At 71.2% G+C, this 26,656-nt stretch carries 14 protein-coding genes, 1 tRNA gene and 1 pseudogene; 4 read left to right on the top strand and 12 right to left on the bottom strand.

The features are described 5' to 3' along the window. Positions 1-27 precede the first annotated feature (27 nt). A complete protein-coding gene (locus tag QIS96_RS19570; RefSeq protein WP_282543949.1) occupies positions 28-1,011 on the bottom strand; it encodes an AraC family transcriptional regulator in 984 nt (327 codons plus the stop codon). A gap of 187 nt (positions 1,012-1,198) precedes the next feature. Here QIS96_RS19570 and QIS96_RS19565 point away from each other — a divergent pair, with 187 nt between their 5' ends. The 3 genes and pseudogenes from QIS96_RS19565 (at position 1,199) to QIS96_RS19555 (ending at position 7,661) form a co-directional block, all read left to right on the top strand. Further along, positions 1,199-5,857 (top strand): ATP-dependent helicase, encoded by a 4,659-nt coding sequence (locus QIS96_RS19565; protein ID WP_282543948.1) that lies wholly within the window; start codon positions 1,199-1,201, stop codon positions 5,855-5,857. Between the two features lie 82 nt (positions 5,858-5,939). Then, a pseudogene (locus QIS96_RS19560) lies at positions 5,940-6,660 on the top strand (DNA-formamidopyrimidine glycosylase family protein); the annotation flags it as partial. Positions 6,661-6,875: 215 nt separating this feature from the next. Then, a complete protein-coding gene (locus QIS96_RS19555; RefSeq protein ID WP_282543946.1) occupies positions 6,876-7,661 on the top strand; it encodes an SDR family NAD(P)-dependent oxidoreductase in 786 nt (261 codons plus the stop codon). Between the two features lie 538 nt (positions 7,662-8,199). On the opposite strand, the gene QIS96_RS19545 is transcribed toward QIS96_RS19555, so the two are convergent. The 9 genes from QIS96_RS19545 to QIS96_RS19505 form a co-directional block, all read right to left on the bottom strand. Further along, complete coding sequence (locus tag QIS96_RS19545) at positions 8,200-8,670, bottom strand: Dps family protein (protein ID WP_282543944.1); 471 nt, start codon at positions 8,668-8,670, stop codon at positions 8,200-8,202. Positions 8,671-8,905: 235 nt separating this feature from the next. Then, positions 8,906-9,307, bottom strand: a complete 402-nt coding sequence (locus QIS96_RS19540; RefSeq protein WP_282543943.1) for a helix-turn-helix domain-containing protein — start codon at positions 9,305-9,307, stop codon at positions 8,906-8,908. A 109-nt stretch (positions 9,308-9,416) separates the two neighbouring features. After that, on the bottom strand, positions 9,417-9,947 hold the full coding sequence (locus tag QIS96_RS19535; RefSeq protein ID WP_282543942.1) for a CinA family protein: 531 nt from the start codon (positions 9,945-9,947) through the stop codon (positions 9,417-9,419). Continuing rightward, complete coding sequence (gene pgsA / locus QIS96_RS19530; protein WP_282543941.1) at positions 9,944-10,603, bottom strand: CDP-diacylglycerol--glycerol-3-phosphate 3-phosphatidyltransferase; 660 nt, start codon at positions 10,601-10,603, stop codon at positions 9,944-9,946. The genes QIS96_RS19535 and pgsA overlap by 4 nt, the downstream gene beginning before the upstream one ends. Further along, the gene (gene rimO / locus QIS96_RS19525) at positions 10,600-12,072 is read right to left on the bottom strand and encodes a 30S ribosomal protein S12 methylthiotransferase RimO (protein ID WP_282543940.1); all 1,473 of its coding nucleotides are present in this window, start codon (positions 12,070-12,072) and stop codon (positions 10,600-10,602) included. The genes pgsA and rimO overlap by 4 nt, the downstream gene beginning before the upstream one ends. Before the next feature lie 160 nt (positions 12,073-12,232). After that, a complete protein-coding gene (locus tag QIS96_RS19520) occupies positions 12,233-13,075 on the bottom strand; it encodes a helix-turn-helix domain-containing protein (protein WP_282544054.1) in 843 nt (280 codons plus the stop codon). 228 nt (positions 13,076-13,303) lie between these two features. Continuing rightward, entirely contained in the window at positions 13,304-16,063 is a 2,760-nt protein-coding gene (locus QIS96_RS19515; RefSeq protein WP_282543939.1) for a DNA translocase FtsK, read from the bottom strand. 152 nt (positions 16,064-16,215) lie between these two features. After that, the gene (locus QIS96_RS19510) at positions 16,216-16,899 is read right to left on the bottom strand and encodes a response regulator (RefSeq protein ID WP_282543938.1); all 684 of its coding nucleotides are present in this window, start codon (positions 16,897-16,899) and stop codon (positions 16,216-16,218) included. A gap of 254 nt (positions 16,900-17,153) precedes the next feature. Continuing rightward, a complete protein-coding gene (locus QIS96_RS19505; protein ID WP_282543937.1) occupies positions 17,154-22,685 on the bottom strand; it encodes a HAMP domain-containing protein in 5,532 nt (1,843 codons plus the stop codon). A gap of 275 nt (positions 22,686-22,960) precedes the next feature. On the opposite strand from QIS96_RS19505, the gene QIS96_RS19500 reads away from it, so the two are divergent. Next, positions 22,961-25,630, top strand: coding sequence for a SpoIIE family protein phosphatase (locus QIS96_RS19500; RefSeq protein ID WP_282543936.1), 2,670 nt, complete (start codon positions 22,961-22,963; stop codon positions 25,628-25,630). Between the two features lie 88 nt (positions 25,631-25,718). Here the strand turns inward: QIS96_RS19500 and QIS96_RS19495 are convergent. Both QIS96_RS19495 and QIS96_RS19490 read right to left on the bottom strand, forming a co-directional pair. Then, a tRNA-Thr gene (locus QIS96_RS19495) sits at positions 25,719-25,791 on the bottom strand. 85 nt (positions 25,792-25,876) lie between these two features. Beyond that, the gene (locus QIS96_RS19490) at positions 25,877-26,554 is read right to left on the bottom strand and encodes a DegT/DnrJ/EryC1/StrS family aminotransferase (RefSeq protein WP_282543935.1); all 678 of its coding nucleotides are present in this window, start codon (positions 26,552-26,554) and stop codon (positions 25,877-25,879) included. Between the last annotated feature and the right edge of the window lie 102 nt (positions 26,555-26,656).

Genomic DNA, 26,656 nt, shown 5'->3' with positions numbered 1-26,656 from the left:
CTGCGGATGCTGTCTGTTCTGCCACGCCTAGGAACGTACGGTGAACGGCTCCGCCCGGTCTTGTACGTTCTTGCGCACCGCACGGTGCGGGCCGTCCGCCGTGTGTGGCCCGGGAGCCGCATGCGGCCCTGCTCCCGCGTGTGGTCCTGCCGCAGAGCGGCGCGGTTCGGCCCCGGGCAGCGGTCCTCCCCCGCGCTCGCGCTGGTACGCCCCCGGGGGCACTCCGACGATGCGGGTGAAGTGCCGGTTCAGATGAGGCTGGTCGGTGAACCCCACGGCAACCGCCGCATCGGCGGGAGCGGTGCCGACGTCGAGCAGCGCGCGGGCCCGCCGCACGCGCGCGTTGGTGAGCCAGGTGTGCGGCGGCATCCCGTACTCCCGCTTGAAGGCGCGCAGGAGCGCGAACGGGCTGGTGCCCAGTTCCGCGGCGAGCTCCTCCAGGGAGGGCGGCTCCGCCATGCGGGCCGCCAGCACGTCACGCGCGCGTGCGGCGTCGCGACAGCCCGCCGAGCGCAGGGTGCGGGCGGGCAGCGAACCGCCGTACCGGCGCAGCAGCCTGGCCACGAAGATCCGCAGCACGCTGTCGGCGGCGAGTGCGTTGCCCTCCTCCGCGGCGCGGTGCACCTCCCGGATCATCCGCGCGCCCTGCGGGTCGTCCACGTCGACCTCGGCGAAGCCCACCGTGCCGCGCAGGGCGGTCGTCTCGGCGGCGATCTCGGCGACGACCTCCGTGGACGGGTACAGCGTCGAGTACGTCCAGCCCTCGGGGACCCCGGCGCGTGCCGAGTGCGGCACCTCGGGGTTGATCATCACGACGCTGCCGGGGGCCGCGTGGACCGTGCGGTCGGGCATCACCACGTCCTCGACGCCGCCGCTGACCGCCCCGAACACATAGCCCTCGTGGCTGTGCCGGGGAAAGGAGTGCCGGACGTACCGGGCGCGGAGCAGGTCGATGCCCGGCAGCTGCTCGTGCTGCCAGTACCGCGCCCACTCGTCCTTGCCCGACCCCATACCCGCATTCTCGCAAAGCGAGCGCACTCCTCACGGCGGCCAGGAGCCCCGCGGCGACCACGGCCGGCCAGGTGTCCGCGGCCGGCCTGCCCGGCGCTCGCGGTCGGCTGCCAGACCGGCGGATGCCTCGCGCCTCCGTTTCCCCAGGTCGGGCCGATTGTCAGTGGGGCGGTGCACGATGGGGACCATGGCACGGACAGCGCTCGACTCGTTCTCGCCCGCGACCCGCAGCTGGTTCTCGGGGGCCTTCTCCGCGCCCACATCCGCCCAGGAGGGCGCTTGGCGGGCGATCGGCGAGGGCTCGGACGTGCTGGTCGTCGCCCCGACCGGCTCGGGCAAGACCCTGGCCGCGTTCCTGTCCGCGCTGGACGGCCTCGCGAGCGCGCCCCCGCCCGCGGACCCGAAGCAGCGCTGCCGCGTCCTGTACGTGTCACCGCTGAAGGCCCTCGCCGTGGACGTGGAGCGCAACCTCCGCTCGCCGCTGACCGGCATCCGCCAGGAGTCGGTGCGCCTCGGCCTGCCGGAGCCCGAGGTGAAGGTCGGCATCCGCTCGGGAGACACCCCGGCGGCCGAGCGCCGCTCCCTCGCCACGAAGCCGCCGGACATCCTCATCACCACGCCCGAGTCGCTGTTCCTGATGCTGACCTCGTCCACGCGCGAGGCCCTGACCGGCATCGAGACGGTGATCCTGGACGAGGTGCACGCCGTCGCGGGCACCAAGCGCGGGGCGCACCTGGCGCTCTCCCTGGAGCGGCTCGACGAGCTGCTGCCGCGCCCTGCCCGCCGCATCGGCCTGTCCGCGACGGTGCGCCCGGTGGACGAGATCGCGCGCTATCTCTCACCGCAGCGCCGGGTGGAGATCGTGCAGCCGCCCTCCGGCAAGGAGTTCGACCTGTCGGTGGTCGTCCCGGTCGAGGATCTGGGCGAGCTGGGCGGCTCCCCGGCGCGGGACGCGGACGACGAGCAGGGCGAGCGCCCCTCGATCTGGCCGCATGTGGAGGAGCGCATCGCGGACCTGGTGCAGGCGCATCGGTCGACGATCGTGTTCGCCAACTCCCGCCGCCTGGCGGAGCGTCTGTGCAACCGCCTCAACGAGATCGCGTACGAGCGGGCCACGGGCGAGACGCTGCCCGAGGACCACTCGCCCGCCGAGCTGATGGCGGAGTCCGGGGCGGCGAAGGGCGCCCCGCCGGTCCTAGCGCGCGCCCACCACGGCTCGGTCTCCAAGGAGCAGCGCGCCCTGGTCGAGGAGGACCTGAAGGCGGGCCGCCTCCCCGCGGTCGTCGCCACGTCCAGCCTGGAGCTGGGCATCGACATGGGCGCGGTCGACCTGGTCGTGCAGGTCGAGTCGCCGCCGTCGGTCGCCTCCGGCCTGCAGCGCGTGGGCCGCGCCGGACACCAGGTGGGGGCGGTCTCCACGGGCGTGGTGTTCCCGAAGTACCGGGGCGACCTGGTGCAGTCGGCGGTCGTCACCGAGCGGATGCGGTCCGGCGCCATCGAGTCGCTGCGGGTCCCGGCCAACCCGCTCGACGTGCTGGCCCAACAGCTCGTCGCCATGGTCGCGTTGGACACCTGGCAGGTGGATGACCTGCTGGCGACGGTGCGCCGTGCGGCCCCGTTCGCGGCCCTGCCCGAGTCGGCGTTCACGGCCGTCCTGGACATGCTCGCCGGGCGCTATCCCTCGGACGCCTTCGCCGAGCTGCGCCCGCGCGTGGTGTGGGACCGGGTGGCGGGCACGGTCACGGGGCGCCCCGGAGCGCAGCGCCTGGCCGTCACCTCTGGGGGCACGATTCCGGACCGCGGCCTGTTCGGGGTGTTCCTCGCCGGTTCGGACCCCAAGAAGGGCGGCGGCCGTGTCGGCGAGCTCGACGAGGAGATGGTGTACGAGTCCCGCGTAGGGGACGTCTTCACGCTCGGCACGAGCTCCTGGCGTATCGAGGACATCACCCGGGACCGCGTCCTGGTCTCCCCCGCCCCCGGAGTGCCGGGCCGGCTGCCGTTCTGGAAGGGCGACCAGCTGGGCCGCCCGCTCGAACTGGGCCGTGCGCTGGGCGCGTTCCTGCGCGAGATCGGCGGCCTCACGGAGGAGGCGGCCCACGAGCGCCTCGCCGCGGCGGGCCTCGACCGGTGGGCCGCCGAGAACGTCCTGTCGTACCTGGACGAGCAGCGCAAGGCCTGCGGCCATGTGCCCGACGACCGCACGATCGTGGTGGAGCGCTTCCGCGACGAGCTGGGCGACTGGCGGATCGTCGTCCACTCCCCCTTCGGCGCCCAGGTGCACGCACCCTGGGCGCTCGCCCTCGGCGCGAAGCTCACCGAGCGCTTCGGCATGGACGCGCAGGCCATGCACGCCGACGACGGCCTGGTCCTGCGCCTGCCCGACGCCGATCTGATGGGCCTGGACCTGCTCGACCAGGACCCGGCCGAGCCCGGCCTCGAGTACGACGACGAGCAGGCGCCGGTGGGCGCCGCGGACGTCGCCTTCGACAAGGGCGAGATCGACCAGGTCGTCACGGACCAGGTGGGCGGCTCGGCCCTGTTCGCCTCCCGGTTCCGCGAGTGCGCGGCCCGCGCGCTGCTCCTCCCGCGCCGCAACCCCGGCAGGCGCACGCCACTGTGGCAGCAGCGCCAGCGCGCCTCCCAACTCCTGGAAGTGGCCAGCGAGTTCGGGTCCTTCCCCATCGTCCTCGAGGCGATCCGCGAATGCCTCCAGGACGTCTTCGACGTGCCGGGCCTGGTCGAGCTGATGGGCGACATCGAGTCCCGCCGCGTCCGCCTGGTCGAGGTCACCACCCCGGAGCCGTCCCCGTTCGCCCGCTCCCTGCTCTTCGGTTACGTGGCGCAGTTCCTTTACGAGGGGGACTCCCCGCTCGCCGAGCGCCGCGCGGCCGCCCTGTCCCTGGACTCCCGACTGCTCGCCGAGCTGCTCGGCCAGGCGGAGCTCCGCGAGCTGCTCGACGCGGACGTGCTCACCGACCTTGAGCGCGAGCTGCAGTGGCTCACCGACGACCGCCGCATCAAGGACGTGGAGGGCGTCGCCGACCTGCTGCGCGTCCTCGGCCCGCTCACCGACGGGGAGTTGGCCCTGCGCGGCGCCGAGCCGCACTGGGCGGAGGAGCTGACCGGCGCCCGCCGCGCCATCCGGGTCCGCATCGCGGGCGCCGACCACTGGGCGGCGATCGAGGACGCGGGCCGGCTGCGCGACGCGCTCGGCACGGCCCTGCCGGTCGGCGTGCCCGAGGCGTTCACCGAACCCGTGAAGGACCCGCTCGGCGACCTCCTCGCGCGGTACGCGCGCACCCACGGCCCGTTCACCTCCACTGCGGCGGCCGCCCGCTTCGGCCTCGGCGTCGCCGTCACCGACGGTGCGCTGCACCGCCTGGCCGCCAACGGCCGTGTCGTACAGGGCGAGTTCCACCCGGCGGGCATCGGCCAGGAGTGGTGCGACGCCACGGTCCTGCGCCGGCTGCGCCGCCGCTCCCTCGCCGCTCTCCGGCACGAGCTGGAGCCGGTGCCGCCCGCCGCGCTCGCCGGTTTCCTGCCGCAGTGGCAGCACGTCGGCAGCCACGGACTGCGCGGCATCGACGGCCTGGTGCGCGCCGTCGAGCAGCTGCAGGGCGCCTCCGTGCCCGCCTCCGCCCTGGAGAAGCTGATCCTGCCGTCGCGCGTGCGCGACTACACCCCGGCGCTGCTCGACGAACTCACCACCACGGGCGAGGTGTTGTGGGCCGGCGCGGGCGCCCTGCCCGGCAAGGACGGCTGGGTCTCCCTCTACCTCGCCGACACCGCGCCCCTGCTGCTCCCCGAGCCGCACCCGCTGGAGATCACCGCCCTGCAGGAGTCGGTCCTGACGACCCTGGCGGGTGGGTACGGACTGTTCTTCCGCCAGATCGCCGACCAGGTCCGCGCGACCACCCACCCCGAGGCCACCGATCCGGAACTCGCCGACGCGATCTGGGAGTTGGCCTGGTCGGGCCGCCTCACCAACGACACCCTCGCCCCGATGCGCGCCCTCCTCGGCTCCGGCCGCACCGCGGGCTCCACGGCCCACCGCGCCCGACGCAACGTCCCGCGCGGCAGGTACGGATCACTGACGGCCGCCGCCCACACCGGCGCCCGCCCGGTCTCCCGCACCGGCCCGCCCACGGTCGCGGGCCGCTGGTCGCTGCTCCCGGGCCACGAGCCCGACACGACCCGGCGGGCCCACGCCCTGGCCCGGACGCTCCTGGACCGGCACGGCGTGGTGACGCGCGGCGCGGTCGGCGCCGAGGGCGTGGAGGGCGGCTTCTCCGCGACGTACCGCGTCCTGTCCGCCTTCGAGGACAGCGGGCAGGCACGCCGCGGGTACGTGGTGGAGGGCCTGGGCGCCGCACAGTTCGCGATGGACGGCGCGGTGGACCGGCTGCGGGCGGCCGCCAACGCCCGCGACCGCGGCGACGCACCCGCGGGCGGCGAGCGCGCGGTGGTCCTGGCCGCAGCGGACCCGGCGAACGCGTACGGCGCGGCGCTCCCCTGGCCCGAGCCGCCCACGGGAGCGGGCCACAAACCCGGCCGCAAGGCGGGCGCCCTCGTCGTCCTGGTGGACGGCGAACTCACGCTGTACATGGAGCGCGGCGGCAAGACCCTGCTCGCCTGGCCCACTGACCCGGACGACCCCGCCTCGCCGGACGACGCCCGCCTCCACGCCGCCGCCGAAGCCCTCGCCTCTGCGGCCAGAGCGGGCGCACTCGGCACGGTCACCGTGGAGCGCATCAACGGCACGGCGGCGCTCACCGCACCCCACGGCCCCCTGCTCGAAGCCGCAGGTTTCATCGCCACCCCCAGAGGCCTCCGCCTCAGAGCCTGACGACACCCGCAAAGAGCCCTCGAGAGACGCCTCCGGAGGCCCGACCCTCGCAACTCCCCACACTCCCCTGGATGGTGAGCACATGCCAGAAGGAGACACCGTCCACCAGGCGGCCCGCCGACTGCACAGCGCCCTGGCCGGCGAGATCCTCACCCGCTCCGACCTGCGGGTACCGAAATACGCCACGGCGGACCTCACCGGCCGCACGGTCCTGGACGTCACCCCGCGCGGCAAGCACCTGCTCACCCGCGTCGAGGGCGGCCTCACCCTGCACACGCACCTGCGCATGGACGGCTCGTGGAAGGTGTACGCGCCGGGCGAGCGCTGGCGCGGCGGCCCCGCCCACCAGATCCGCGCGATCCTCGGCAACGCCCACCACACGGCCGTCGGGTACCGACTGCCCGTACTGGAACTCCTGCGCACCGCCGACGAGGACAGAGCCGTGGGCCACCTCGGCCCCGACCTGCTCGGCCCCGACTGGGACGCGGACCGGGCGGTGCGCAACCTCCTCGCCGACCCGGCCCGCACCCTCGGCGAGGCCCTGCTCGACCAGCGCAATCTCGCCGGCATCGGCAACGTCTACAAGTCCGAGCTGTGCTTCCTGGCCCGCGCCACCCCCTGGCTCCCGGTCGGCGAACTGCCCGAGGACGTCCCCGTACGCCTTGTCGCGGCCGCGAAGCGGCTCCTCGAAGCCAACCGCGACCGCCCCGACCGCACCACCACGGGCCGCCGCGACCCACACCTCTACGTGTACGGCCGCGCCCCACGCCCCTGCCTCCGCTGCGGAACCCCGATCCAAGTCACCGACCGGAGCGCGGCCACCACCGCCCCGGAGACCAGCGCCCCGGAGGCCAGTGCCCGGGAGACCAACGCCCAGGACCGCATCACGTACTGGTGCCCCACCTGCCAGCAGGGCCCGACCCCTGCCGGACCGTAAAACCCCAACCCTGCCTGACCGTAAAAGCCCCACCCCCACCCATCAATTGACGATCCGTCAGATACTCCGTACCGTCCGAGCATGTCGACATCCGTGCGCACCGCCCAGGACCTGACCGGCCGTACCGCGTTCGTCACCGGCGCCGCGAGCGGTATCGGCCACGCAACCGCCCTACTGCTCGCCGACGCGGGAGCCGTCGTGCACTGCGCGGACCGAGACGCCCAAGGCCTGCACGAGACGGCGAAGGCCGTCGAGAACGCCGGCGGCACCGCCCGCACGCACACCCTCGACGTCTCCGACCGCGCCCAGGTGGAGACCGCGATCCGGGCCGCGCAGCAGGAGGACGGCCTGGACGTGCTCGCGGCGGTGGCGGGCATCATGCACAGCAGCCCCGTCCTCGAGACCACGGACGAGGACCTGGACCGCGTCCTGGCGATCAACTTCAAGGGCGTCCTGTACGCGTGCCAGGCGGCGGCCCGAGCCATGATCGACGCGGGCCGCCCCGGCTCGATCGTCACGATGGCCTCGGGCGCCGTCGACACGGGCGGCCCCGGACTGCTCTGCTACGGCGCCGCGAAGGCCGCCGTCGTCCAGCTCACCAAGACCCTGGCCACCGAGGTCGGGCCGCACGGCATCCGCGTCAACGCCGTCGCGCCGGGCTGGATCCGCACGCCCATGACCGAGCGGCGCAACAACGACGAAGTGCAGCTGCACACCGAGACCCTGATGTCCCGGATGTCGCCGCTCGGCAGGGTCGGTACGCCCGAGGACATCGCGCACGCTGTGCTGCATCTGGCCTCGGACGCCTCCGCGTTCACGACGGGCCAGATCCTCCGCCCCAACGGCGGCGTCGCCATGCCCTGGTGACCGCGCCGCGCAGCCGCAGCGCCTCGGCCCGCCAGCGCGCGGCCTCCTGACGCGCCCGCCGGCGCGCGCTCACCGCGCGCGCGAACGGCACACTGTGCACCGGCAGCACGCTCAGCCCCCAGCCACCGGCGAAGACGGCGCCCTCCACAACTCCCGTACGTCCGGGCTCGAGTAAGAGCCGCAGAGCGGCCCACCACCACACCGCCCCGAGAACCAGCGCCACCCCCACAAGCACCACACCCCGCACACCCCTCAGGCCCCGCACACCTCGCAGCGGCCTCGCTCCCACTTCCCGTCCGAGCCACGTCATGGCAGCCTCCTCCGGCCGACATCGCACCCGTGACGCGACCGCCCGAACAGGCGGCGCACAGGGGACGCCAGAAGCATCAAAGGCACACAACCCCCCACGGGAACAACCGTGTTGCCCATCAGGCCGAGGGCGTCCCGCAGTCCGGCGCCGCCCCTCGCCTCCGCCCTCAGCAACGAACTCCGCGGACTCCGTGGGCCCCCTGAGTCCCGCGGGCTCCGCGAACGCCCCTCACCCGTTCTCCGCCTGGAACATCCAGTGATGCTTCTCCAGGTCGGCCGTGATGCCGATGAAGATGTCCTGACTGACGGCGTCCGCCTCGCCGGTCGCGTCGACCCGCTCCCGCATCCGCGCGATCACCGCGCCGAGCGCGTCCACGAGCGTCTGCACGGCGTCGGCGTCCTTGACCCAGCCGTCCGGTACGCCGCCGATCCCGCTGCTCTGCGCAACCGTCGCCGACCTGCCGTCCGGCGAGACCCCGAGCGTGGCCGCCCGCTCCGCGACCGTGTCGGAGTGCATCCGCGCGGTGTCGACGACCTCGTCGAGCTGAAGATGCACGGACCGGAACCGGGGTCCGACAACGTTCCAGTGCACCTGCTTGGCGACCAGCGAAAGATCCACGAGATCGACCAGGGCGCCCTGCAAGGCTTCGCCGACCGTCTTCAGGTCGGCGTCGGACAAGGGGCTCTTCACGACGTACATACGTGTCCTCCCGAACGCATCGAGGGCAAGGCGGGTGATCGTCCCCCTCTCCGTAAACCATCCCACAGAGCCCTAAAACCGGGCACTTCGAAGCGAACCCCCAAAGCCCGCCCAGTACCGCCGCAGCACGACAGCAGAGCACCGCCGCGGCACGACAAAGGCCCCGACCGGAAAATCCGGTCGGGGCCTTCGCAGAAACCCAGAACCTCCTCGGCGCCGCAGCGCCGCAGCCGCCTCAGGCCGCTACGACATCCACAGCTTCGGCAGGCGCCTTGATCGTCACGCGCTCGGGTGGCACACCCGTCACGGACACCGAATTGAGCATGGAACGCACTCCGGCAGGCACAGCGGGCACCGGCTCGCGGACCGGCGCGGGCTCGCCCGCGGCAGCCGACTCGGCCAGCTCGGCGAGCGCGAGCTCGTCGCTCACTTCCCGCATGAGCTCGGACATCCGTACGTCAAGCGCGTCGCAGATGGCGGAGAGCAGCTCGGAAGATGCCTCCTTCTGCCCCCGCTCCACCTCGGAGAGATAGCCGAGCGAGACTCGGGCGGACGAGGAGACTTCGCGCAGAGTACGGCCCTGGCGCTGGCGCTGCCGACGCAGCACGTCACCCAGCAGGCGACGGAGCAGAATCATCGGTGGCTCCCTCCTCGGACCGCGTAGCCGCATCCTTCACGCCCCACCGTACCGCCTAGCGCGACGGCCGTGCGGGGAGCGATGTCGTGTTCACTCAGGGCTGCAAACATCAATTCCCCCCGTTCTGTTCCGTATCCTTTGCCCGCTCGTTCGCGATGAGTTCGTCTGCGAGCAGGTCGAGCACGCTCCGTACACTCTCCCTACGGATTTCCGAACGATCGCCGTTCAACCGCAGTGCGACGACTTTGCCGGGTCCTTGCCCGTCCCGGTGGCCGGGACCGGCCACTGCCACGTACACCGTTCCCACGGGCTTTCCGTCCTGTGGTTCGGGGCCCGCGACGCCCGTCGTGGCGATCCCCCAGTCCGCGCCGAGCGCCTCCCGCACGCCCCGCGCCATCTCCTGCGCGACGTCCGCGTCGACCGCTCCGCGCTCGGCGAGCAGGGTGCCGTCGACGCCGAGGATCCGCCGCTTGAGCTCCGTCGCGTACGCCGTCACGGAGCCGCGGAAGGAGGCGGAGGCGCCGGGCACCGAGGTGAGCTCGGCGGCGACGAGTCCGCCGGTCAGGGACTCGGCGACGGCCAGGGTCCGGCCGTGCCGAGCGAGCCGCTCCAGCACCTCGGCCGCCCTGGAGGCGGTCACGCCGCGGGCTCCTCGGCGGCCTGTCCCTGGCGCCGCAGCACGATCGCCTGGCGGACGTAGTCGAGGCCGGTGGCGACGGTCAGGACGACCGCGAGGGCCATCACCCAGAACCGCAGCGTCGCCAGCGGACCGGTCAGCGCCAGGACGTACATCCCGACGGCGATGCCTTGCGAGAGCGTCTTCAGCTTGCCGCCGCGACTGGCCGGAATCACGCCGTAGCGGATCACCCAGAAGCGCAGCAGCGTGATCCCGAGCTCCCGGCCGAGGATCACTCCGGTCACCCACCACGGGAGATCGCCGAGCGAGGAGAGACAGATCAGGGCGGCGCCCATGATCGCCTTGTCCGCGATCGGATCGGCGATCTTCCCGAAGTCGGTGACCAGGTTGTACGTACGAGCCAGATGGCCGTCGAAGACGTCCGTGATCATGGCGACGGCGAACGCGGCCCAGGCGAACGCGCGCCAGACCGGGTCGTAACCGCCCTCGGCGAGCATCAGCACGACGAAGACGGGCACGAGGACGAGCCGCAGCATCGTCAGGATGTTCGCGATGTTCCACAGGCTGGCCTGGTTGACGGCCGCAGCGCCCAGCTTGCCGCCGGGTGCTGCCGGCTGCCGGCCGGTGCCACCCGCCGCCGATGCCGGGGCTCCGGTCATCTGCCCGCCTCCTCAGAAACCTGTTCCACCACCAGGTCGACACCCAGGGTTCCGACGACCTTCGCCTCGACCATACGACCGACAGTCAAGCCCGCACCGTCCGCGAACACCACCTGGCCGTCCGTCTCGGGCGCCTGGTGCGCGGCCCGGCCGAAGGCGCCGTCCTCGCCGTCCAGGGACTCCACCAGGACGTTCAGCGTCTCGCCGACTCGCTCGTCGGCGCGCTGCGCGGTGAGCTCCTCGGCCAGGCGCGAGATCCGCGCGAGCCGCTCGGCGACGACGTCCTCGTCCAGCTTGTTCTCGTACGTGGCGGCCTCGGTGCCGTCCTCGTCGGAGTACCCGAAGACGCCGATCGCGTCCAGGCGCGCGCCGTTCAGGAAGCGCTCCAGCTCGGCCACGTCCTCCTCGGTCTCGCCGGGGAAGCCGACGATGAAGTTGGACCGGGCACCGGCCTGCGGGGCCTTGGCACGGATCTGGTCGAGCAGCTCAAGGAAGCGGTCGGTGTCGCCGAAGCGCCGCATCGCGCGCAGCACGCCGGGCGCGGAGTGCTGGAACGACAGGTCGAAGTAGGGCGCGATCTTCGGGGTGGAGGTCAGCACGTCGATGAGGCCGGGGCGCATCTCGGCGGGCTGCAGGTAGCTGACCCGCACCCGCTCGATCCCGTCGACCTCGGCCAGCTCGGGCAGCAGCGACTCGAGGAGCCGGATGTCCCCGAGGTCCTTGCCGTACGACGTGTTGTTCTCGGAGACCAGCATGATCTCCTTGACGCCCTGCTCGGCGAGCCAGCGCGTCTCGTTGAGTACGTCGCTGGGTCGGCGGGAGATGAACGAGCCGCGGAAGGACGGGATGGCGCAGAACGAGCAGCGCCGGTCGCAGCCGGAGGCGAGCTTCACCGAGGCCACGGGCGAGCTGCCCATGCGGCGGCGCAGCGGGGCCCGCGGCCCGGAGGCCGGAGCGAGGCCCTCCGGGAGGTCGGCGGGGGCGTTCTCGGGCACCTGCGCGTGCCCCGGCAGGGCCACGGCCTCTGCGCCGGACTGGCGCTCGGCGGGGCTGAGCGGGAGCAGCTTGCGGCGGTCGCGCGGGGCGTGCGCCTCCACGTTGCCGCCGCTGAGGATGGTGTTCAGACGGCTGGAGATGTCGGTGTAGTCGTCGAAGCCGAGCACACCGTCGGCCTCGGGGAGGGCGTCGGCCAGCTCCTTGCCGTACCGCTCGGCCATGCAGCCCACGGCCACGACGGCCTGGGTCTTGCCATGATCCTTGAGGTCGTTGGCTTCGAGGAGGGCGTCGACGGAGTCCTTCTTGGCGGCGTCGACGAATCCGCAGGTGTTGACGACGGCTACGTCCGCGTCCGCGGCGTCCTCGACGAGTTGCCAGCCGTCCGCCTCCAAGCGGCCTGCGAGCTCCTCCGAGTCCACCTCGTTACGGGCGCAGCCAAGAGTGACGAGAGCGACGGTACGGCGTTCGGGCATGGGGACAAGCGTACTTCGTCCCCACCGGCCCCCCTGCCGCGAGGTTCCCGGCGGTACGCGAGAGCGCCCCAGGGCCTGCCTCTCGGGCCCTGGGCACGCCTGAGGCCCGGCCCCCGAAGGGAACCGGGCCTCATGAGGGCGGTGGCTCAGGTGCCCGGGATCAGCCGACCTCGGGCGCTCCGCCGTTGTCACTGCGGGTGTACGACAGGCGCTCGACCTGGCCGGGCTTGAACTCGTCCTTGACCTCCTTGCCGTTGACGAAGAGCTTGATCGCTCCTGCGTCGCCGAGCACGAGGTCGATCTTCTGCTTGTCCGTGAAGGACTTGGACTGCCCCTCTTCGAGGAGGCCGTCGAACATGATCGCGCCGTTGTGGTCCTTCGCCGAGATCCAGCTGCGGCCCTCGGTGGCGCTGACCATCACGGTGACCTTGTCCTTCGGGGCGCCCGCGATGGCGCTGTCCGTCGGCGCGGGCGTGGAGTCGGTCGGCTTGTTGGGCGCGGGCTTGGACTCGCTGTCACCGCTCGACGGGGAGCCCTCGGCGACCGGGTTCTTCGAACCCTGGCCGTCCTCCCCGCCGTTGACGAGCGTGAAGCCGACGAAGCCGATGACCGCGACGATGGCGGCGACCATGGCCGCGGTCCAGTTGGGCCGCCGCGGTTCGGCCCGGATGCGCTCGGCCTCGAAGAGCGGCGCGGCGGGGGTGGGTGAGGGACGGCCGCCGTGCTCGGCGTCGTACTGGGCGAGGAGCGGCTCGGGGTCGACGCCGACGGCGCGCGCGAGCGTGCGGATGTGGCCGCGTGCGTACACGTCGCCGCCGCAGCGGGAGAAGTCCTCCTGCTCGATGGCGTGCACGATCGGGACGCGCACCCGCGTCGCCGCGCTGACTTCTTCGACGGTGCGACCCGAGTCGATTCTCGCCTGCTGGAGGGCACGGCCGACCGAAGGCCGGTCGTCTTCGTGGATCGAAGGACGGTCTTCTTCAGGAGAGTTGCCGATGGACACGAGGGCGCCTTTCGAGCGTGCAGCCACCTGCTGGAGGTTCAGTCTAGGGGGGGTACGAAAGGGTGGGGCAAGCGGGCGGATGCAGTGGTTACGCCATCGGTATGGCCGGTCTCACCAGTGGCGAACCAGAGGTGAGGCATCCTTCCGTCAACCTCTCCAACTTGACGTACGGGAAAGGGAAACGGTTGCCTGCCGAATCCTTTCGGTGGAGTCTCGGCTGACGTGTTCCTACGGTTGAGCCTCCCCGCGGATCACGGCGAGCACTCCATCCAGTTCGTCAGGCTTCACAAGAACGTCACGCGCCTTGGAACCCTCGCTCGGTCCGACGATGTTCCGTGACTCCATGAGGTCCATGAGCCGGCCGGCCTTGGCGAAGCCGACGCGCAGCTTGCGCTGCAGCATCGAAGTGGACCCGAACTGGGTGGAGACGACCAGCTCGGCGGCCTGGCAGAGCAGGTCGAGGTCGTCGCCGATGTCCTCGTCGATCTCCTTCTTCTGCTTGGTGCCGACGGTGACGTCGTCGCGGAAGACCGGCGCCATCTGGTCCTTGCAGTGCTGCACGACCGCGGCGACCTCGGCCTCGGTGACGAAGGCGCCCTGCATACGCGTCGGCTTGTTCGCCCCCATCGGCAGGAAGAGTCCGTCGCCCTTGCCGATCAACTTCTCGGCGCCGGGCTGGTCGAGGATGACGCGGCTGTCGGCGAGCGAGGAGGTGGCGAAGGCGAGCCGGGACGGCACGTTGGCCTTGATGAGGCCGGTGACGACGTCGACGGAGGGCCGCTGCGTGGCGAGCACCAGGTGGATGCCGGCGGCCCGCGCGAGCTGCGTGATGCGCACGATCGCGTCCTCCACGTCGCGCGGCGCCACCATCATCAGGTCGGCGAGCTCGTCGACGATGACGAGGAGGTACGGGTACGGCTGCAGCTCCCGCTCGCTGCCCTCGGGCGTCTTGAGCTTGCCCTCGCGCACGGCCTGGTTGAAGTCGTCGATGTGCCGGTACCCGAACGCCGCGAGGTCGTCGTAGCGCAGGTCCATTTCCCGTACGACCCACTGCAGCGCCTCGGCGGCCCGCTTCGGGTTGGTGATGATCGGCGTGATCAGGTGCGGGATGCCCTCGTACGCGGTGAGTTCCACGCGCTTGGGGTCGACCAGGACCATGCGGACGTCCTCGGGCGTCGCGCGCACCATGATCGAGGTGATCAGGCAGTTGATGCAGGAGGACTTGCCGGATCCGGTGGCGCCGGCGACGAGGATGTGCGGCATCTTCGCCATGTTGGCCATCACGTAGCCGCCCTCGACGTCCTTGCCGAGCGCGACCAGCATCGGGTGGTCGTCCTCCGCGGCGTCGGCGAGGCGCAGCACGTCGCCGAGGTTGACCATCTCCCGGTCGGTGTTCGGGATCTCGATGCCGACGGCGGACTTGCCGGGGATCGGCGAGATGATCCGCACGTCCGGGGAGGCAACGGCGTACGCGATGTTCTTGGTCAGGGCCGTGATCTTCTCGACCTTCACGGCGGGGCCGAGCTCGACCTCGTACCGCGTGACCGTCGGGCCGCGGGTGAAGCCGGTGACGGCAGCGTCGACCTTGAACTCGGTGAAGACGTTCGACAGCGACTCCACGACCGCGTCGTTGGCGGCGCTGCGGGACTTGCCGGGGCCGCCTCGGGTGAGCAGGTCGAGGGAGGGCAGCGAGTAGGTGATGTCGCCGGAGAGCTGCAACTGCTCGGCGCGGGGCGGCAGTTCACGGTGCGTCTCGGGGGCGGCCTTGGTGAGGTCGGGCACGGACCGCTCGCCCGTGTCGGCGCCCTTGGGGGCCGCGGGGGCCTTGGGGGCCTTCTTCTCGGCGCCGCGGGCCGTCGGCACGGGCGTCGGCGTGGTCTCCTCGGGCCGCTCCGCGGGCGAGACGCCCTGCGTGAGGTCGGCGACGAGCGGCGAGGGCGGCATGCCGTGCAGGACCGCGCCGTCGAGTGCCGCGGCGGCAGCGGCGGCCACGTCCACGGCGTCCATCGGCTTGTCGAAGTCCGGCTGTGCGCTGGGGCGTCGGGGCCGGCTGCGACGGCCGCTGAGCGCCTCTTCCTCGGCGTGGTCGGGGTCGTACGCGTCCGGCGGACTCTGGCGCGTGCGGCGCTTCGGCCGGGCGGGCAGGGACTCGCGCCACTGCTCCTCGTACCGCACGTCGTCGTCGGTGAACTGCTCGTCCACGGCGTCAGGTTGGACGACGCCGAGCTTCTCGCCGAGCTGCCGAAGGCGTTGCGGAATGGCGTTCACGGGCGTCGCGGTGACGACGAGCAGCCCGAACACGGTGAGCAGCACGAGCAGCGGTACGGCGAGGACCTCGCCCATCGCGAACACCAGCGGCCGGGAGACGGCCCAGCCGATCAGTCCGCCCGCGTCCCTTATGGCCTCGGTGCCCGCGTCGCGCCCCGGTGCCCCGCACGCCATGTGGACCTGGCCGAGCACGCCGATGACGAGCGCGGACAGGCCGATGACGATCCGCCCGTTGGCGTCGGGCTTCTCGGGGTGCCGGATGAGCCGTACGGCGATGGCGCCGAGCAGCAGCGGCACGAGCAGGTCGAGTCGGCCGAAGGCGCCGGTGACGAGCATCTCGACGAGGTCGCCGACCGGGCCGCGCAGGTTCGACCAGGTGCCGGCCGCGCAGATCAGGGCGAGGCCGAGCAGCAGCAGCGCGAGCCCGTCCTTGCGGTGGGCCGGGTCGAGTCCCTTCGCTCCGCGCCCTATGCCGCGGAACATCGCACCGACGGCGTGAGCGAGGCCGAGCCAGCAGGCGCGCGCGAACTTGTACACACCGCCGGTGGGGTTGGGGGCCGGCTTGGGTGCGGGCTTCTTCGCCGCCGCCTTCTTGGCGGGGGCTTTCTTCGCGGGCTTCGCGGGCGCCTTCTTCGCCACGGCCTTCTTAGCCGGAGCCTTCTTGGCGGCGGCCGCCTTCTTCGCGGGCGCCTTCTTGGCTGCGGACGGACGTGAGGCCATGAGGGTGAGGTTACCTGCGCGGGCCACAGCGGACACGTGTGCCCACCGCTTCACCCTTCCGTGTCGCCCGCACCGGGCCCGGCGGCTGACGTGTACTCAGCGGCCGGGGCCCTGCGGGCAGTTCTACGGAAGTCTCTACGGCCGTGCCGCGGTCAGTTCTGCGAGGGCAGCGTGGGCGCGCCGGCTTCGGCGCCGGGCTCCAGGGCGTCAAGTGCCCTGCGAAGTCCGGTGAGTTTGCGCTCCAGGTGGGCCGCGGTGGCGACCGCGGCGGCGTCCGCCGAGTCGTCGTCGAGCTGCTTGGAGAGCGCCTCGGCCTGCTCCTCGACCGCGGCGAGGCGGGCGGACAGCTCGGCGAGCAGCCCGGTGGGCTCCTGCGCCTCGCCGACGGCTGCCTTGCCGCCGCCCTCCAGCTGGAGGCGCAGCAGCGCCGCCTGCTCCCGGAGTTGGCAGTTCTTCATGTACAGCTCGACGAACACCGAGACCTTGGCGCGCAGCACCCATGGGTCGAAGGGCTTCGAGATGTAGTCCACCGCTCCCGCCGCGTACCCGCGGAAGGTGTGGTGCGGGCCGTGGTTGATAGCCGTGAGGAAGATGATCGGGATGTCCCGGGTCCGCTCCCGGCGCTTGATGTGCGCGGCGGTCTCGAAGCCGTCCATGCCGGGCATCTGGACATCCAGCAGGATCACTGCGAAGTCATCCGTGAGCAGCGCCTTGAGCGCTTCCTCCCCGGACGATGCCCGCACCAGCGTCTGATCGAGCGCGGAGAGGATGGCCTCCAGCGCAAGCAGATTCTCCGGCCGGTCATCGACCAGGAGGATCTTGGCCTTCTGCACCATGGCCCGTCCTCCTCGCCCCGGCTGAGCACCGGTCGCCGCCCCAGGGGACGACTCCGTCTCGCCGCCCGTCCTTGTGCCGGTCATGGTAACTGCACCCCACTCGTCGCCACACCCTGTCACCGCGATGTCACTGCGCCCATACCAGAAACGGCGCGGGAGTCGGGAAGGTTCCCCGATCCCCGCACCCTTACACGGAATCGGCCACGTTCAGTCAGCAACTACGCCTGGTCTGTCCGCGAATACGCCATGACATCTCACTCTCCGCTCATCCACCGCTCCATGACCGAAAGAAGGTGATCCGGGTCCACTGGCTTGGTCACGTAGTCGGAGGCTCCGGACTGGATCGCCTTCTCCCGGTCGCCCTTCATCGCCTTCGCGGTGAGCGCGATGATCGGGAGCCCCGCGAACTGCGGCATCCTGCGGATCGCCGTCGTCGTCGCGTACCCGTCCATCTCCGGCATCATGATGTCCATCAGGACCAGCGTCGTGTCGTCGTGCTGCTCCAGGACCTCGATGCCCTCACGGCCGTTCTCCGCGTACAGCACCGAGAGGCCGTACTGCTCCAGGACGCTCGTCAGCGCGAACACGTTGCGGATGTCGTCGTCGACGATCAGCACCTTCTCGCCGCCGAAGTGGAACGTCGGGCGCGCGTTCTCCTCCGGCTCGTCCGTGGGCCACTGCTCGGACGCCTGCTGCGCCGCCGCCGAGCCGCCGGGCGCCGGCTGGCCGGGCAGCGCCGGACGCTGCTCCGGGGCCTGCACGCTGCGCCTGCGCCGCCGGAAGAGCGTCCCCGAGGTCGGCGTGGGCGCCTGCGGCTCGGCGGCCGCCGGCTCGGGCGCGCTCTCCTCGACCACCGGCGCCTCGTCGTCCTCCTCCGGCGCCGCGGGCAGCGCCGGTGCCATCGACTGCATCCCGGCCGGCAGCACCGTCGGCAGCTGCGAGTAGCCCTGCGGCGGCAGCTCGCTCGGGTGCAGCGGCAGGTACAGCGTGAACGTCGAGCCGCGCCCCGGCTCGCTCGCCGCGTGGATCTCGCCGCCGAGCAGCCGCGCGATCTCCCGGCTGATGGACAGGCCGAGGCCCGTACCGCCGTACTTGCGGCTCGTCGTGCCGTCCGCCTGCTTGAACGCCTCGAAGATCACCCGCATCTTGCTGCCCGCGATGCCGATGCCCGTGTCGGTGACCGAGAACGCGATCAGCTCCGCGTCCGCCTCCCGCAGCGAGCCCGCCTCGAGGAGCTGCTCCCGGATGCCGTCCGGCACATCGGCGCCGGCCGGCCGGATCACCAGCTCGACCGCGCCGCTCTCGGTGAACTTCACCGCGTTCGCAAGGAGGTTGCGCAGCACCTGGAGCAGCCGCTGCTCGTCCGTGTTCAGCGTCGCGGGCAGCTCCGGCGACACCCGTACGGAGAAGTCGAGACCCTTCTCCGCCGTCAGCGGGCGGAACGTCGCCTCCACATAGTCCACGAGCTGTACGAGCGCGATCCGCGTCGGCGAGACGTCCATCTTGCCCGCCTCGACCTTCGACAGGTCCAGGATGTCGTTGATCAGCTGCAGCAGGTCCGAACCCGCCCCGTGGATCGTCTCCGCGAACTCGACCTGCTTCGGCGAGAGGTTGCCCTCCGCGTTGTCGGCGAGCAGCTTGGCGAGGATCAGCAGCGAGTTCAGCGGCGTGCGCAGCTCGTGCGACATGTTCGCCAGGAACTCCGACTTGTAGCGCATCGAGATCGCCAGCTGCTCGGCACGCTCCTCCAGGACCTGCCGCGCCTCCTCGATCTCGGTGTTCTTCACCTCGATGTCGCGGTTCTGCTGGGCGAGCAGCTCGGCCTTCTCCTCCAGCTCCGCGTTGGAGGCCTGCAGCGCCTTCTGCCGGTTCTCCAACTCGGCCGAACGCTCCCGGAGTTGCTCGGTCAGCTCCTGCGACTGCTTGAGCAGCACCTCCGTCTTCGTATTGACGGAGATGGTGTTCACGGACGTCGCGATCATCTCGGCGATCTGGCTCAGGAAGTCCCGCTGGATCTGCGTGAACGGCTGGAACGACGCCAGCTCGATCACGCCGAGCACCTTGGCCTCGAACAGCACCGGCAGCACGATCACCTGCGCCGGCGGCGCGTCCCCGAGCCCCGAGGCGATCTTCAGGTAGCCGCTCGGCGCGTTCTCCACCAGGATCGTGCGCTTCTCCGTCGCGGCCGTGCCGATCAGCGTCTCGCCGGGCTTGAACGACGTCGGCATCGAGCCCATCGAGTAGCCGTAACTGCCCAGCATCCGCAGCTCGTACGCCTCGTCGTCCTCCTCGACCGCCAGCTCCGCGCCGTCGTCCGTGGGCAGCGCGAGGAAGAACGCGCCGTGCTGCGCCGACACCACCGGCGTCAGCTCGCTCATGATCAGGCCCGCGACGTCCTCCAGGTCGCGGCGGCCCTGCATCAGACCCGAGATACGGGCCAGGTTGCCCTTGAGCCAGTCCTGCTCCTTGTTCGCGATCGTGGTGTCGCGCAGGTTGGCGATCATCGTGTTGATGTTGTCCTGCAGGACCTGGATCTCGCCCGAGGCGTCCACGTCGATCTTCAGGTTCAGGTCGCCGCGGGTCACCGCAGTGGCGACCGCCGCGATCGCGCGCACCTGCCGGGTCAGGTTCCCGGCCATCTCGTTCACGGACTCGGTCAGGTCGCGCCACGTGCCGTCCACGTCGCGCACCCGCGCCTGGCCGCCCAACTGGCCCTCGGTGCCCACCTCTCGGGCCACTCGGGTCACCTGCTCGGCGAAGCTGGAGAGCTGGTCGACCATCGTGTTGATGGTCGTCTTCAGCTCCAGGATCTCGCCGCGCGCGTCGATGTCGATCTTCTTCGTCAGGTCACCCTTGGCGATGGCCGTCGTGACCATCGCGATGTTCCGCACCTGACCGGTCAGGTTGGACGCCATCGAGTTCACCGACTCGGTGAGGTCCTTCCACGTACCGGCGACGCCCGGCACCCGCGCCTGGCCGCCGAGGATGCCGTCCGTGCCCACCTCGCGGGCGACTCGGGTGACCTCGTCGGCGAACGAACTCAGCGTCGTCACCATCGTGTTGACCGTGTCCGCGAGCTGCGCGACCTCGCCGCGCGCCTCCACCGTGACCTTCTTCGTCAGGTCGCCGTTGGCCACCGCCGTCGCGACCTGGGAGATGTTCCGCACCTGACTGGTCAGGTTGTTGGCCATCAGGTTCACGTTGTCGCTCAGGTCCTTCCAGATGCCGATGACACCCGGCACCCGCGCCTGACCGCCCAACTGGCCTTCCGTGCCCACCTCGCGGGCCACCCGGGTCACCTGCTCGGCGAAACTGGAGAGCTGGTCGACCATCGTGTTCACCGTGGTGACGAGTTCGAGGATCTCGCCCTTCGCGTCGACGGTGATCTTCTTCGACAGGTCGCCGTTGGCCACCGCGGTGGTGACCTCGGCGATGTTCCGCACCTGGCTGGTCAGGTTGTTGGCCATGCCGTTCACGGACTGCGTGAGGTCCTTCCAGGTGCCGGAGACCCCCTGCACCTCGGCCTGACCGCCCAGGATGCCGTCCGTACCCACCTCGCGGGCCACCCGCGTCACCTGCTCGGCGAAGGCCGACAGCTGGTCCACCATCGTGTTGAGGGTGTTCTTCAGCTCCAGGATCTCGCCGCGCGCGTCCACGTCGATCTTCTGCGACAGGTCACCACGGGCCACCGCGGTCGCCACCTGCGCGATGTTCCGCACCTGCGTGGTGAGGTTGCCGGCCATGCCGTTCACGGAGTCCGTCAGGTCCCGCCACGTGCCGTCCACGCCGGGCACCTGCGCCTGACCGCCGAGGCGGCCCTCCGTACCCACCTCGCGGGCCACCCGGGTCACCTGGTCCGCGAACGCGGAGAGCTGGTCGACCATCGTGTTGATGGTGTTCTTCAGCTCCAGGATCTCGCCCCGGGCGTCGATGTCGATCTTCTTCGTCAGGTCGCCCTTGGCGATCGCCGTCGTGACCTGAGCGATCTGCCGCACCTGTGAAGTCAGGTTCCCCGCCATGAAGTTGACGGAGTCGGTCAGTTCCTTCCACGTACCGCTGACGCCGTCCACCCGCGCCTGACCACCGAGGCGGCCCTCCGTGCCCACGTCACGGGCCATACGGGTCACCTGGTCGGCGAAGCTGGAGAGCTGGTCCACCATCGTGTTCACGGTGTTCTTCAGCTGGAGCATCTCGCCGGACACGTCCACAGTGACCTTCTGCGACAGGTCGCCGTTGGCCACCGCCGTCGTCACCTGGGCGATGTTCCGCACCTGGCCCGTCAGGTTGCGGAAGGCCGTGTTGACCGAGTCCGTCAGGTCCTTCCACGTGCCGGCCGCGCCGACCACCTGCGCCTGGCCGCCCAGCTCACCCTCGACGCCGATCTCCCGTGCCACACGCGTGACTTCGGAACCGAAGGCCGAAAGCTGGTCCACCATCGTGTTGACGGTGTTCTTCAACTCCAGCATCTCGCCCGCGACATCGACGGTGACCTTCTGCGACAGGTCGCCGTTGGCCACCGCCGTCGTCACCGTCGCGATGTCCCGCACCTGCGTCGTCAGGTTCCGGAAGACCGTGTTGACGGAGTCCGTCAGGTCCTTCCACGTACCCGCCGCGCCCGGCACATTGGCCTGACCGCCGAGCTGACCGGAGGCGCCGACCTCGTTGGCCACGCGGGTCACCTCGTCGGCGAACGTGCGCAGCGTCTCCGTCATCTGGTTGATCGTTTCGGCGAGTTGGGCCACTTCGCCGCGTGCATTGACCGTCACCTTCTGTGACAGATCGCCGTTCGCCACCGCCGTCGTCACCTGCGCGATGCCCCGCACCTGCGCCGTGAGGTTGCCGGCCATCAGGTTCACCGAGTCGGTGAGGTCCTTCCACACCCCGGCCACGCCGGGGACCTTCGCCTGACCGCCCAGCTCGCCCTCGGTGCCCACCTCGCGGGCGACCCGGGTCACCTCGGACGAGAACGACGACAGCTGGTCCACCATCGTGTTCACGGTGTTCTTCAGCTCGAGCATCTCGCCCGCGACATGGACGGTCACCTTGCGTGACAGATCGCCCTTGGCCACCGCCGTCGTCACGAGAGCAATGTCACGTACCTGCGCGGTGAGCCGGTACGCCATGGTGTTGACCGAATCCGTGAGGTCCTTCCACGAACCGGACATACCGCGCACCCGGGCCTGGCCGCCCAGCTTGCCCTCGGTACCGACCTCACTGGCCACCCGCGTCACCTCGTCGGTGAACCGCGAAAGCTGGTCGACGAGGTTGTTGACCGTACGCCCGACCTTCAGGAACTCGCCCCGCAGCGGATGCTGCGCCACCCCGTCCGGAGCGGGCGCCTTGAGCTCCATACGCTGCTCCAGGTCACCCTCCGCGACCGCGGAGAGCACCCGTCCGACCTCGGAGACCGGACGTACGAGATCGTCCACGAGCGCGTTGGACGCGTCGATCGCCGCGACCCACGAACCCTCGCCCGCACCGTGCTCCAGGCGCTCCGTGAGCTTTCCCTCACGCCCCACCACGCGCCGCACCCGCGCCAGCTCGCTGGTCAGGTGCAGATTGCGGTCCGCGACCTCGTTGAAGACCGCGGCGATCTCCGCCATCACACCGTCGTTGGAGACGGTCAGACGCTTGCGGAAATTGCCGTCTCTCATCGCGACGAGCGCCGTGAGCAGCCGGTTCAGAGCCGCGGTGTCGACCGCGGTGGTCCCACTTCGCTGTTTGCTTCGGGACGGGCCGCCTTTTGCGCGCGTGCCAGTGCCACGCGCCGCCGCGCCAGACTCCACTGTGTCCCTCCCGCAGGGGTCGACCACTTCCTAGGGCACTCCGCCTTCATTCAGAGCCTGCCCAGTGTTTCACCATGCCTGAACCAGGCCATAACAGTTCGGCAGCTTTGCACAGCGTCCCCGCACCCTCCGGGCGGAAACACTGTCGACCGGCATCCGCATGGACCGCGAAGGTAAGTAACCTGGCATCCGGCTGTCCAACCACCCCGGTACGCCCGGCCTGGGCGGCGGAAGACAGAACGGCGGGCAGACGCGATCGGAGGGGCGGCCGCAGCATGGGCATGGGAGATCTCGGCGTCGACACTCGAACTAGGAGCTCTGTGATCACCGCGCGGGCGGCTGCCACCTTCGACCCCGTCGGACGCTCCGTAGCGGCGGCGCGCACGTTCGTACGCGACACCCTGCAGGGCTGGGGCCACGCCGACATCGTCGACGACGCCGTCGTCCTCACCAGCGAGCTCGTCACCAACGCCGTGGTCCACGCCGGCACCAACGCCGACGTCCTGTGCCTGCGCTCCGAGGACTCCGTACGCATCGAGGTCGCCGACCGCTACCCGGAACGCGAGATCCCGCTCCAGCAGTCCCTGCACACCATGGGCAGCCCCGACCGCGAAGGCGGCCGCGGCCTGCAACTCTGCGCCGCCCTCGCCGCCCGCTGGGGCGTGGACTACACGCCGACGCACAAACGCGTCTGGTTCCAACTCGACCTCCCGGAACGCCCGGTGGGCACCCGCACGGCCGGGCCCGAGATCGCCACCGACCTCCTGCCCCTCGCCGACACCCGGGTCCGCGTGGCCGTCGTCCAGATCGACCGCACCGGCAACGTCTCCGCCTGGAACGAGGACGCCGAGACACTCTTCGGGTACCCGGCGGAAAAAGTCAACGGCAAGCCCCTGGTCGAACTCGCCGCCTGGCCGCACACCCCCGGCACCGGCACCGGCATCGCCGAGGCCCTCCAACTCTCGCGCTGGGAAGGCAGTTACGGCATCCGCGGCGCCGACGGCCGCGTCGTCCCGGTCTACGCATCACACCTCCGCGTACGCGACACCGAGGGCGACCCGTCCACGGTCTGCCTCCTCGTCCGCGACCACGAACGCGCCGTCCTGCAAACCCCGTTGCGCGGCCCCGCACCCGACGCGGCCTCCGTCTCCGAGGGCAAGCCCGGCGCCGACCCCTTCGACGCCTTCATCGGCTCCCCCGCCCCCGACGACCTCGACGGCCTGCTCCAGCGCACCGTCGAGCGCGCCCGCGACATGCTCGACGGCGACGCCGCCTTCCTGCTCCTCGCCACGGACGACGAGACGGAGCTGGAGGTCCGCGCCTCCACCGGCCTCCCCTCCGCCCGCCAGCGGTTCGCCCGCGTCCCCGTCGAGGCCGGCACGGGACGGTACGGCTCCGCGCGGATGCCCTCCGTCCACGAGGACCTCTCCGTCGTCCCCGGCGCCGCCCCGCTCCTCAACGGCACCGGCATGCGCTCTGTCGTCACGGTCCCGCTGAAGGTCGAGGGGCGCCTCACCGGCTCCCTCGGCGTCGCCGCGGAAGCCCCCGGCCGGTACTCCAACGAGGAGGCGCTCCGCCTCCAGTTCGCCGCCGACCGCATCGCCCTCGCCGTCGAGTCGGCGCGCCTCGGCGAGCTGGAGCGGCTCCGCAGAGGCTCCCTCTCCTTCCTCGTCGAGGCCTCCGACCTCCTGGCCGGCACCCTCGACCGGAACCAGACCCTGGCGCTCATGGCCCAGATGACGGTCCCCACCCTGGCCACCTGGTGCGCGGTCTACACGATCGCCGACCAGTCCTCCGAGCCGTATCTCTCGTACGTCCTGCACGAGGACGAGGAGCGCATCGACGGCCTCAAGGCCCTGCTCTCCCGCATCGCCCCGCCCGACCCCGTCCCGACGCCCGGAGCGCGCGTCTGGAACGCCCCCGGCGAGGCCGCCCACCAGGCCGCCCTGCGGTCCTCCATGCGCAGCCTCGGCCGCGGCGAGACCACGCCCCTGGGCGCGGGCATCGGCACGACGCTCGCCACGGCCGCCGCAGTGGGCGGCGAGACCGTCGTGCTACCCCTGGTCGCCCGCAACCGCGTCATCGGCATGCTGACCCTCGGCAAGCCCACCGAGGAGCACTTCCGCCAGGAGATCCTCGAACTCGCCGAGGACCTCTCCCGCAGGGCCGCTCTCGCCCTCGACAACGCCCGCCTGTACTCGGAGCGCATGGCCATCAGCCAGTCCCTCCAGCGCAGCCTGCTGCCCCCGGAGCTCCCGGAGGTCCCCGGCGTCGAGGTCGAGGTCATCTACCGCGCGGCCGGCGAGGGCAACGAGGTCGGCGGCGACTTCTACGACCTGTTCCCCATCCGCGACGGCGCGTACGGCTTCGCCATCGGCGACGTCTGCGGTACGGGCCCGGAGGCCGCCGCCGTCACCGGCCTCGCCCGGCACGCCCTTCGCCTGCTCGCCCGGGAGGGCTTCGGCGGCCCCGCGGTCCTGGAGCGGCTCAACGCCGCAATCCTCGACGAGGGCGCCCGCAGCCGCTTCCTCACGCTCCTGTACGGCGAGTTGTGGCCCCAGGAGGACGGCTCGGCGATCCTCAAGATCGTCTGCGCCGGCCACCCGCTCCCGCTCCGCCTCCGCCAGGACGGCACGGTCGAGCCGTACGCCGAACCGCAGCCCCTGCTCGGCGTGATGGACGACCTGGAGCTGTACGAGCAGACGGTGACGCTCGACCCGGGCGATGTCCTGCTGTGCGTCACGGACGGCGTGACGGAGCGCCGCGAGGGCACCCGCATGCTGGGCGACGACGGCCTGGCCGACGTCCTCACCACGTGCACGGGCCTCACGGCCGGCGCGGTCGCGGCCCGCATCATGCGCGCGGTGGAGCGCTTCGCCTCGGACGCCCCTTCGGACGACATGGCGATCCTCGCGATGCGCGTCCCGGAGCCGCACCAGGAGTGAGCCCAACTCCCGCCCCCGCAGGGCCCGTACAACGAAGAAAGGCCCCGCCCGGTTCACCCGGGCGGGGCCTTTCTCTGCCTTTGCTCTGAGCCCCCATGCGGAATCGAACCGCAGACCTTCTCCTTACCATGGAGACGCTCTACCGACTGAGCTATAGGGGCCTGTTGTCCTCGCGGTCTCCCGCGCGGCAACGGAATAGATCATACCCCGTTTCGAAGGGTGCCTCGAACCATCTGCACCCGAAGCTCAGAACGCGGGCTGCAGAAGTCCGCCGAGCGCGTTGCACGCGGACACGAGCCGCTGGAGTTCGCGCCGCGTCATGCTTCCGGCGACGGGCAGCGCCAGGGTCTCGTCGGCGGCCCGTTCGGTCTCGGGCAGCACGACGTCCCGCCGGAATTGCGGCAGCCGATGCACGGGCGTCTTCACTGGAACCCGGCAGTCAACTCCCTTGCTCTTCACGGCTCGTGCGAAGGCGTCCCGATCGGGCCGCCCGTTCCCGGGTATCCGCACGACGTATTGCTGATACGTGTGTCCGCGCGCCGGCTCCGGTGTGCTGACTCCGGTGAGCCGCCCGTCGAGGTACTTGGCGTGCGCCTGCCGCCGCGTGACTTCGCCGTACGATTCGCTGCTTTCGGCCTGTTCGAGGACGAGCAGCCCGCGCCGCCGTCCCACATCGCCCAACTGCCCCATGTCTGCGGGCCGTCCGAAGCGGTGGACGACGATCACTGCTGCGGTCCGGGCACTGACGACGGCTTCGACTGCCGCTGCGTCCAGGCAGTACGTCGCCGGGTCGATGTCCGCGAACACGGGCAGCGCTCCGGCGCGGGCGACTTCTTCGGCCATGGCGGCGTTCCCGTAGGCCGGCACGATGACCTCGTCACCGAGCCCGACTCCGGCGGCCTTGAGCATTCCAACTGTCCCCATACCTCGGGATGTTGGAGGCGCAACGTGAACGCAAGGTGACGTAAAATAAAAAGACGCTGGTCCCTGAACCGAAGTTCAGGGACCAGCGTCTTTATCAAAATT

The organism is Streptomyces cavernicola (assembly GCF_029968035.1).
GTDB classification, from domain to species: domain Bacteria; phylum Actinomycetota; class Actinomycetes; order Streptomycetales; family Streptomycetaceae; genus Streptomyces; species Streptomyces cavernicola.
The sequence above is the reverse complement of the archived record's forward strand: the minus strand, read 5'-3'. Positions and strand labels throughout refer to the sequence as shown.

Bases quoted from the DNA above. Each gene is read 5' to 3' on its own strand.
- QIS96_RS19570 (WP_282543949.1), bottom strand. From the start codon at position 1,011: ATGGGGTCGGGCAAGGACGAGTGGGCGCGGTACTGGCAGCACGAGCAG.
- QIS96_RS19565 (WP_282543948.1), top strand. From the start codon at position 1,199: ATGGCACGGACAGCGCTCGACTCGTTCTCGCCCGCGACCCGCAGCTGG.
- QIS96_RS19555 (WP_282543946.1), top strand. From the start codon at position 6,876: ATGTCGACATCCGTGCGCACCGCCCAGGACCTGACCGGCCGTACCGCG.
- QIS96_RS19545 (WP_282543944.1), bottom strand. From the start codon at position 8,670: ATGTACGTCGTGAAGAGCCCCTTGTCCGACGCCGACCTGAAGACGGTC.
- QIS96_RS19540 (WP_282543943.1), bottom strand. From the start codon at position 9,307: ATGATTCTGCTCCGTCGCCTGCTGGGTGACGTGCTGCGTCGGCAGCGC.
- pgsA (WP_282543941.1), bottom strand. From the start codon at position 10,603: ATGACCGGAGCCCCGGCATCGGCGGCGGGTGGCACCGGCCGGCAGCCG.
- rimO (WP_282543940.1), bottom strand. From the start codon at position 12,072: ATGCCCGAACGCCGTACCGTCGCTCTCGTCACTCTTGGCTGCGCCCGT.
- QIS96_RS19515 (WP_282543939.1), bottom strand. From the start codon at position 16,063: ATGGCCTCACGTCCGTCCGCAGCCAAGAAGGCGCCCGCGAAGAAGGCG.
- QIS96_RS19510 (WP_282543938.1), bottom strand. From the start codon at position 16,899: ATGGTGCAGAAGGCCAAGATCCTCCTGGTCGATGACCGGCCGGAGAAT.
- QIS96_RS19500 (WP_282543936.1), top strand. From the start codon at position 22,961: ATGGGCATGGGAGATCTCGGCGTCGACACTCGAACTAGGAGCTCTGTG.
- QIS96_RS19490 (WP_282543935.1), bottom strand. From the start codon at position 26,554: ATGGGGACAGTTGGAATGCTCAAGGCCGCCGGAGTCGGGCTCGGTGAC.